At 69.3% G+C, this 8695-nt stretch carries 7 protein-coding genes; 3 read left to right on the top strand and 4 right to left on the bottom strand.

Features of this window, described 5'->3' with window-relative positions; translation table 11 throughout:
* A partial coding sequence (locus ACFVH5_RS33510) for a hypothetical protein (protein ID WP_385837465.1) occupies window positions 1–239 on the top strand: 239 nt, incomplete at its 5' end.
* Between the two features lie 195 nt (window positions 240–434).
* Here ACFVH5_RS33510 and ACFVH5_RS33505 read toward each other — a convergent pair.
* On the bottom strand, window positions 435–1442 hold the full coding sequence (locus ACFVH5_RS33505) for a stage II sporulation protein M (RefSeq protein WP_385837464.1): 1008 nt from the start codon (window positions 1440–1442) through the stop codon (window positions 435–437).
* Window positions 1443–1569: 127 nt separating this feature from the next.
* Here ACFVH5_RS33505 and ACFVH5_RS33500 point away from each other — a divergent pair, with 127 nt between their 5' ends.
* Window positions 1570–2721 (top strand): RDD family protein, encoded by a 1152-nt coding sequence (locus ACFVH5_RS33500; protein WP_385837463.1) that lies wholly within the window; start codon window positions 1570–1572, stop codon window positions 2719–2721.
* A gap of 25 nt (window positions 2722–2746) precedes the next feature.
* Here the strand turns inward: ACFVH5_RS33500 and ACFVH5_RS33495 are convergent, their stop codons facing one another.
* Both ACFVH5_RS33495 and ahcY read right to left on the bottom strand, forming a co-directional pair.
* Complete coding sequence (locus ACFVH5_RS33495; protein ID WP_385837462.1) at window positions 2747–3406, bottom strand: hypothetical protein; 660 nt, start codon at window positions 3404–3406, stop codon at window positions 2747–2749.
* 97 nt (window positions 3407–3503) lie between these two features.
* On the bottom strand, window positions 3504–4961 hold the full coding sequence (ahcY, locus tag ACFVH5_RS33490) for an adenosylhomocysteinase (protein ID WP_385837461.1): 1458 nt from the start codon (window positions 4959–4961) through the stop codon (window positions 3504–3506).
* Window positions 4962–5453: 492 nt separating this feature from the next.
* Between ahcY and ACFVH5_RS33485 the strand changes: the two genes are divergently transcribed.
* Window positions 5454–7571 carry a fructose-specific PTS transporter subunit EIIC gene (locus ACFVH5_RS33485; protein WP_385837460.1) on the top strand — a complete coding sequence of 706 codons (2118 nt, stop codon included), beginning with the start codon at window positions 5454–5456 and terminating at the stop codon, window positions 7569–7571.
* A gap of 112 nt (window positions 7572–7683) precedes the next feature.
* Here the strand turns inward: ACFVH5_RS33485 and ACFVH5_RS33480 are convergent, their stop codons facing one another.
* Complete coding sequence (locus ACFVH5_RS33480) at window positions 7684–8661, bottom strand: cation diffusion facilitator family transporter (RefSeq protein WP_385837459.1); 978 nt, start codon at window positions 8659–8661, stop codon at window positions 7684–7686.
* Between the last annotated feature and the right edge of the window lie 34 nt (window positions 8662–8695).

The raw sequence follows: 8695 nt of genomic DNA, 5'->3' as shown, positions 1-8695 counted from the left end.
CGTTGATTTTTGGCACGCTGTTGAGTTCTCAAGGAACGGACGCTTCCTTTGTACTCACCCTCTCGGGCTTTCCTCCGGGCGCTTCCCTTCGTGTTTCCAACCTTACCAGATCCTTTTCCCGTTCCGTTTCCGGTCGGAATTTGTTTCCAGTGGCCAGTTGGAAGGCCTTTGCCTATTTGATTGCCTTGCGGCTCTTTTTCGGCGAGTCCGACTTTATCAGAAGTTTTCGACCGGCCTGACCGGCCGCTCAATTTCCGAATTATCGGGAGGTGCTCCACCGAAATTGAATTCCAGGGAGCTGACAGATGCTAACTGCCACCGCCGAGCTTGTCCAGCTCTAGGCAACTGTTCGAATCTACCTCCCCACACGTCCCGTGTCAACGGTTTTTGTGGGGCGAAGAGGAGACTAGCAGCCTGATCGGGGTGCCTGCACATCAGGCCGCGGTCGGCACCGAGGCGCTGCGCTCGGCCTCCTCGACGTCGCCCGTCTCGCCGGCCCGCACGGCCCGGCCGCCCAGAACCCAGACGTAGGCGAGGAAGAGCAGTTCGGCGGCTATCCCTATGCCTATGCGTGCCCAGGTGGGCAGGCCGGAGGGGGTGACGAAGCCTTCGATGGCGCCGGAGACGAAGAGGACCAGGGCGAGGCCTATAGCCATGCCCAGGGCGGCACGCCCCTCCTCGGCGAGGGCCGCACGGCGGGTGCGCGGGCCCGGGTCTATGACGGTCCAGCCCAGGCGCAGTCCGGTGCCGGCCGCCACGAAGACTGCGGTCAGCTCCAGGAGGCCGTGCGGGAGTATCAGCCCGAGGAAGGTGTCCAGGCGGCCCGCCGAGGACATCAGGCCGATGCCGACTCCCACGTTGAGCATGTTCTGGAAGAGGATCCAGATGACCGGCAGGCACAGGAAGGCGCCGAGTACCAGGCACATCGCGGCCGCCTGGGCGTTGTTCGTCCACACCTGGGCAGCGAACGACGCCGCGGGATGGCTGGAGTAGTAGGTCTCGTACTGACCGCCGGGGCGGGTGAGCTCCCGTAGTTCGCTGGGGGCCGCGATCGAGGACTGGACTTCGGGGTGGGTGCCGATCCACCAGCCCAGGAGGACGGCGAGCGCGGTGGACAGGAGCGCGGTCGGCACCCACCAGTGGCGCGACCGGTAGACCGCCGCGGGGAAGCCCTGGGTGAGAAAGCGGGTGACGTCCCGCCAGGAGGCACGGCGGGTGCCTGTCACGGCACTGCGCGCGCGGGCCACCAGTTGACTGAGCCGGCCGGTGAGCTGAGGGTCCGGGGCGCTGGACTGGATCAGGGAGAGATGGGTCGCCGTGCGCTGGTAGAGGGCGACGAGTTCGTCGGCCTCCGCTCCGGTGAGACGGCGCCAGCGTCGGAGGAGTGCGTCGAGCCGGTCCCACTCCGCCCGGTGGGCGGACACGAAGACATCGAGGTCCATCGGTTTGCCTGCTCCTCGGCTGCTCGTCCTGCGCTCGTCGTGTGGTCAGCTTGTCGCACTGCGGCGCGATGTGCTTCAGCTTGGCAGACTGGCTGTTCTCAGGGCAGTTCGGGGAAGGACGGCGGGCGTGAGTGAGCTTGTGACGGGCGAGGCGGTGGCGCTGGAGTTGCGCCCCGCGAAGCTGCCGAGCCGGGTGTTGGCCGTGGTGCTCGACCTGGCGGTGGCGGTGACCGCCTATGTGGTCGTGATGATCGCCCTGGCCCTGGCCACGGCCTCGCTCGACGAGGCGGCACAGATGGCCCTGGCGATCGCCGCGTTCCTTCTGCTGCTGGTGGGCGGGCCGATCGCCGTGGAGACGCTCAGTCATGGGCGCTCGCTGGGAAAGATGGCGTGCGGGCTGCGCGTGGTGCGGGACGACGGCGGGCCCATCCGGTTCCGGCACGCGCTGGTGCGTGGGGCGGTCGGTGTGGTCGAGATCCTGATGACGTTCGGGGTCGTGGCGTGCATCGCGTCACTCGTGTCGGCGCGGGGGCGGCGGCTCGGTGACGTGTTCGCCGGAACCCTCGTCGTACGGGAACGGATTCCCACCGGGCGTACGTCCTTTGTGCCTCCCCCGCCGCCCTGGCTGTCGGGGCGGTTCTCCGAACTTGACCTGTCCGGGGTTCCGGACGGGCTGTGGCTGGCCGTCCGGCAGTACCTGACGCGGATGCAGCAGCTGGACCCGCAGGTCGGGTGGGCGATGGCGGAGCGGCTCGCGAAGGATGTCGCCGAGCGCACCGGGACTCCGGCACCGCCCGGTGTTCCGCCGGCGGCGTTCCTGGCGGCCGTGATGCAGGAGCGCCAGGCACGGGAGGCACGACGGGCGTTCGGTGGCGGCGCCGGTGCTGGGACTGTCGGTGGCGGCTTCGTCGGCGGCCAGGCCGGGCCGATGCCCGGTGTACCGGCCTGGGGCGTATCGAACATGCCGTACGGCACAGCGCACGCCGGTCCATATGGGACGGCGCATGGCCCGGGATACGGCCCGGGATACGGCGCGAGTCAGCCCCAGGCGCCGGTCGGGAGCCCGGTGCAGGGTGCGGTGGGAAGTCCGGCGCAGGGCCCCGCCCAGGACGCCGTCCGGCCGCCCGCTCCCTATCTCCCGCCTGCTGCGGCTCCGCATCTCCCGGCGGCTCCCCCTCCCCCGGCGCCCGCCGAGGCCCCCGCGAACGCCTGGGCTCAGCCCGCGCCGCAGGAGGCCGACGCTGAGCGACCCGCCACCGGGTTCGCCCCGCCCGCCTGACCGGCGGGCTCGTCCGGCACCGGGGTCAGGCGAAGACCGACGGCGGTGATTCGAGGTCTTCGAGCTCGATGCCGGGGGCCGAGAGCACCACGTCGCCCGACAGGTGCACAGCGTGCTGTTCACCGGTGTCCAGGGCTGTGACCTGGTATTCCTCCACGGTCAGAGGGCCGTTGTCAGTGGCGTGTGCTTCTCTCGTGATCAGGGCCCAGGACTGGTCGAGGGTGCGCGGGGCGAGGACCGGGTCCGTGAAGGCGACGAGGCGTACACGCGTGGCGGAGGCATCGGGGGTGAGGCGCAGCAGACGTGCGGTGGCGACGAGGAAGGCGGGGGACGAACCGGTGAAGGCGTGGGCGCGGACATTGCCTTCGGTGGCGTGATCTCCCGTGGGGTCGGTGCGGACCCAGGTGACACCGTCGAGGGCGGCGGCGCGGACCTGCCAGCCCGACGCGTGGAGTTCGAGACGGATGGGGCGGCCGTGGTCGTCGAGGGCGAGGTCGACGGAACCGGCGGGGGTGCCTTGTCGTACGGCTCCCTCGGGCCCGGTGCCGGAAGGGGTGAGTCCGGAAGGGGTGGTCAGTTGGGATACGTAGCGCCAGCCGGAGGGGCCGGGCGCGCAGTGGAACCGTTCTTCGGCGAGAGGGGTGTGGTCGTGCGGGTCATGGAGCGAATATCGGCCGCGGGGCATGGTGGCTCGGGTCCTCGTGGGGGGCAGGCCCCCGCCGGTGAGGGCGAGGGCCTGCTGACAACCGTTGTGTGAGTGCCGGGCTGTGTGAGCGCCGGGCTCAGTAGCGGTAGTGGTCCGACTTGTACGGGCCCTCGACCTCGACACCGATGTACGAGGCCTGCTCGGGGCGGAGCGTCGTGAGCTTCACGCCGAGCGCGTCCAGGTGGAGACGGGCGACCTTCTCGTCGAGGTGCTTGGGCAGCACGTAGACGTCGGTCGGGTACTCCTCGGGCTTGGTGAACAGCTCGATCTGGGCCAGCGTCTGGTCCGCGAACGAGTTGGACATCACGAACGACGGGTGGCCGGTCGCGTTGCCCAGGTTCAGCAGGCGGCCCTCGGAGAGGACGATGAGCACCTTGCCGTCGGGGAACTTCCAGGTGTGGACCTGGGGCTTGACCTCGTCCTTGACGATGCCGGGGATCTGCGCCAGGCCGGCCATGTCGATCTCGTTGTCGAAGTGGCCGATGTTGCCCACGATCGCCTGGTGCTTCATCTTGGCCATGTCCGCGGCCATGATGATGTCCTTGTTGCCGGTCGTGGTGACGAAGATGTCGGCCTTGTCGACGACCTCGTCGAGGGTGGTGACCTGGAAGCCGTCCATCGCCGCCTGCAGTGCGCAGATCGGGTCGATCTCGGTGACGATCACGCGGGCGCCCTGACCGCGCAGGGACTCCGCGCAGCCCTTGCCCACGTCGCCGTAGCCGAGGACGACCGCGGTCTTGCCGCCGATGAGGACGTCGGTGGCGCGGTTGATGCCGTCGATCAGGGAGTGGCGGCAGCCGTACTTGTTGTCGAACTTCGACTTGGTGACGGCGTCGTTCACGTTGATCGCCGGGAACAGGAGGGTGCCGTCGCGGTGCATCTCGTAGAGACGGTGGACGCCGGTCGTGGTCTCCTCGGTCACGCCTCGGATCTCCGAGGCGAGCTGGGTCCACTTCTGCGAGCCGCCCGTGATCGTGCGGTTGAGGAGCTCCAGAACCACCCGGTGCTCTTCGTTCTCGGCGGTGTCGGCGGAGGGGACCTTGCCGTCCTTCTCGTACTGGACGCCGTTGTGGACGAGCATCGTGGCGTCGCCGCCGTCGTCCAGGATCATGTTCGGGCCGCCGGTGGGGGTGTTCGGCCAGGTCAGCGCCTGCTCCGTGCACCACCAGTACTCCTCCAGGGTCTCGCCCTTCCAGGCGAAGACCGGGATGCCCTGGGGGTTGTCGGGCGTGCCGTTCGGGCCGACCGCGATGGCGGCGGCCGCGTGGTCCTGGGTGGAGAAGATGTTGCAGGAGGCCCAGCGGACCTCGGCGCCCAGGGCGGCCAGGGTCTCGATGAGTACGGCGGTCTGCACGGTCATGTGCAGGGAGCCGGTGACGCGGGCGCCTGCGAGGGGCTGCGCCTCGGCGTACTCCTTGCGGATCGACATCAGGCCGGGCATCTCGTGCTCGGCGAGGGTGATCTCCTTGCGACCGAAGTCGGCCAGGGAAAGGTCGGCGACCTTGAAGTCCTGTCGGTTGGCGACAGTGGTCATGCGAGCTGCTCCTCGGGTTGGGGCGAGGTCGGTTTCGGCTGGTCTGCGCGGCGGCGGGCACGGTGAGCGCCCCACGGGGCACACGAATGCCCGGTGCCTTGCGCAGCGCAGTCCGTCGGAGGCCCTCTCTCCCTCGGCCGGCCCGTGGGGCCGCCCGACCGCCATCAGCAGCGACGTCTGGCTCGGTTACGAATCTACACCGATCGGCGCAGCGGGCCCCAGTCCGCCTGCGAACAGATCAAGCGGATTTCGAGCGTCCGGCAGGTCGGGGACAGAGGTAACAGCCCTGGACAACAAGGGACTTTTGAACTTTTGATCCCGTCCGGGGGTCTGTTGCAGGATGCCGGAGATCGGGAACATGTGCGCGACCTCGCGACCTCGCGGAGCGCGGACCCCCACCACGAAAGATCGCGCCCGCAGAACCCCGACGAGAGACCGCAGACCGCGACGACAGACCGCGATCCCCCATGACGAAGGCGTTAGGAGATCCACGTGACCAGTCCGGCCGGAATTCCCCCCACGGGCGGCGGCACCGGAGAGCAGCAGCGACCGAGGCTGCTCGCGGTGACCGCGTGCCCCACCGGCATAGCCCACACCTATATGGCGGCCGAGAAGCTCTCGCAGGCGGCGGAGCGGCTCGGTGTCGACATGAAGGTGGAGACCCAGGGCTCGATCGGGTCCGAGAACGTCCTCACTGACAACGATGTCAGCACCGCGGACGGCGTGATCGTCGCGGCCGACAAGGATGTGGACCTGAGCCGGTTCGCCGGGAAGCGGATCGTGAAGGTCGGGGTCGCCGAGGGGATCCACCATCCCGAGCGGCTCATCGAGCAGGTGCGGACGGCGCCGGTCCACGGCGGCGGCGCGAAGGCAGGAACCGGAGCCGGAGCGAACGGACCCGCCGGCCCCGTCAGCCTCGGCAGCGGGGGCAAGGAGCGCGGGATCGCGTACAAGGCGCTGATGAACGGTGTCAGTTACATGATCCCGTTCGTCGTGGTCGGCGGGCTGCTGATCGCGATCTCGCTCTCGCTCGGCGGGCACACCGATCCGTCCGGCGGGCTGGTCATCCCGAAGGGCTCCTTCTGGATGGACGTCAACAACATCGGCGTCATCGGGTTCCAGCTGATGGTGCCGATCCTGTCCGGCTACATCGCGTACGCGATCGGGGACCGGCCCGCGCTGGTGCCCGGGATGATCGGCGGGTGGATCGCCAACACCGGTTCGCTGTACGACTCCGAGGCGGGCGCGGGCTTCATCGGCGCGATCGTGACGGGGTTCCTGGCCGGTTATCTGGTGCTGTGGATCAAGAAGGTCGAGGTCCCGAAGTTCGTCCGGCCGATCATGCCGATCATCGTGATCCCGATCGTGGCGACGACGGCGCTCGGGCTGTTCTTCATCTACGTGATCGGCAAGCCCATCTCCTGGGTCTTCGAGCATCTGACGGACTGGCTCGGCGGGATGACCGGGACCAGTGCCGTGCTGCTCGGCGCGATCCTGGGGCTGATGATCGCGTTCGACATGGGCGGGCCGGTCAACAAGACGGCGTTCCTGTTCGGCGCGGGGCTCATCGCGACCGGCAACCAGGAGGTCATGGGCATGTGCGCCGCCGCGATCCCGGTGATGCCGCTCGGGCAGGGCGTCGCCACGCTGATCCGCCGGCGCCTCTACACGGAGCAGGAACGCGAGACGGGTCTCGCCTCGCTGTTCATGGGGCTGTTCGGGATCTCCGAGGGTGCCATTCCGTTCGCGGCGGCCCGGCCCGCGCAGGTCATCCCCGCCAACATGCTGGGCGGTGCGGTGGCGGGCGCGGTCGCGGGTCTCGCCGGGGTCGAGGACGCGGTGCCGCACGGCGGGCCGATCGTGGCGGTGCTGGGCGCCGTGAGCGGCGTACCGATGTTCTTCGTCGCCGTGGCCCTCGGAACGGCGGTGACGGCGCTGACGACGGTCGCGCTCATCGATCTCGGCGAGCGGAGGCGGAAGGAGCAGTCGCCCGCGGGGGCACCGGACGCGGCCGGGGGTTCGGCGGCGCGGCAGCGCGAGTTCGCGCTCGCCGGGGCGGGTGCGGGAGTCGGCGCCGGCACCGGAACGGCAGCGGCCCCGTCGGTCGCGGCGGACACCGCCGCGAGCGGGGGTACGGAACCGGCCTCCGACGGCGATGTCCTCTCCGGCTACCTCACCGCCCGGACCGTGAAGGTGCGGCTCGACGCCGGTGACAAGGAGGCCGCGATCCGGGAGATGGCCGGGCTGCTGGCTGCCACCGGGAAGGTCGCCGATGTCGAGGCGCTGGTGGCGACGGCCCTGCGGCGCGAGGAGCAGGGCACGACCGGGCTCGGCGAGGAGATCGCGATCCCGCATGCCAAGACCGATGCGGTGACCGGGCCCGTCGTGGCGTTCGCGCGGTCGGCGGAGGGTGTCGAGTGGGGTTCGCTCGACGGTACGAAGGCCAGGCTGATCTTCATGATCTGCGTACCGGAGGCCGCCGCGGGCGACGAGCATCTGCGGATTCTGGCGCTGCTGTCGCGGAAGCTGGTGGACGCGGAGTTCCGTGAGCGGCTGCTGGCGGCTCCCGACGGGACGGCCGTTCTCGACGTGCTGCGCGAGATCCGGTAGCCACGGCCGTACGTCACTCATGGCAGTACATGCCCGTGGCGGTACGTGACTGGGGCCCGCCGGATGATCCGGCGGGCCCCAGTCACGTGTCCGGCAGTCGGACGTACGGAGATCAGTGTTCGGCGGTCGGTGACGGGCCGCCCGGTGTGGCCTCCGGGTCGGGGCCCTTCTCGGCCTCGGACTCGTTGAAGATGTCGGGTTCGAGGTAGATGACGCGGGCGATCGGGACGGCCTCGCGGATACGGGACTCGGCGGCGTTGATCGCCGAGGCGACCTCGGCGGCGGTGTCGTCGTGCTCCACGGCGATCTTGGCGGCGACCAGCAGTTCCTCGGGGCCGAGGTGGAGCGTGCGCATGTGGATGATGCCGGTGACCGTGTCGCCGTCGACGATCGCGGCCTCGATCTTCTGGACCGCCTCGATGCCCGCGGCCTCGCCCAGGAGCAGCGACTTGGTCTCGACGGCCAGGACGATCGCGATGACGATGAGCAGGATGCCGATGCAGAGGGTGCCGATACCGTCCCAGACGCCGTCACCGGTGGCGAGGGCGATGCCGACACCGCCGAGCGCGAGGACCAGACCGACCAGCGCGCCCAGGTCCTCCAGGAGGACGACCGGCAGCTCGGGTGCCTTGGCGTGGCGTACGAAGTCCTTCCAGGACTGCTTGCCGCGCGTGTGGTTGGACTCCTTGATGGCCGTCCGGAAGGAGAAGGACTCGGCGATGATCGCGAAGACGAGGACGCCCACCGGCCAGTACCAGTGCTCGATCTCGTGCGGGTGCTTGATCTTCTCGTAGCCCTCGTAGATCGCGAACATGCCGCCGACCGAGAACAGGACGATCGAGACGAGGAAGGCGTAGATGTAGCGCTCGCGGCCGTAGCCGAAGGGGTGTTGCGGGGTCGCCTCGCGCTTGGCCTTCTTGCCGCCGAGGAGCAGCAGTCCCTGGTTGCCGGAGTCGGCGAGCGAGTGCACGGACTCGGCGAGCATCGACGACGAACCACTGAAGAGGAACGCCACGAACTTCGCTACCGCGATCGCGAGGTTGGCGGCGAGTGCCGCCACGATCGCCTTGGTGCCGCCTGACGCGCTCATGTGCTCCCGATGTCCCTTCGTCCGCCACTCGACT

This window comes from Streptomyces sp. NPDC127119 (assembly GCF_042677425.1).
Classification (GTDB): Bacteria; Actinomycetota; Actinomycetes; order Streptomycetales; family Streptomycetaceae; genus Streptomyces.
This window is presented reverse-complemented; position numbering and strand designations above follow the sequence as displayed.

What these genes read in the sequence shown, in the direction of transcription:
- ACFVH5_RS33505 (WP_385837464.1), bottom strand. Translation starts at nt 1,442, where the DNA reads ATGGACCTCGATGTCTTCGTGTCCGCCCACCGGGCGGAGTGGGACCGG.
- ACFVH5_RS33480 (WP_385837459.1), bottom strand. Translation starts at nt 8,661, where the DNA reads ATGAGCGCGTCAGGCGGCACCAAGGCGATCGTGGCGGCACTCGCCGCC.
- ACFVH5_RS33495 (WP_385837462.1), bottom strand. Translation starts at nt 3,406, where the DNA reads ATGCCCCGCGGCCGATATTCGCTCCATGACCCGCACGACCACACCCCT.
- ahcY (WP_385837461.1), bottom strand. Translation starts at nt 4,961, where the DNA reads ATGACCACTGTCGCCAACCGACAGGACTTCAAGGTCGCCGACCTTTCC.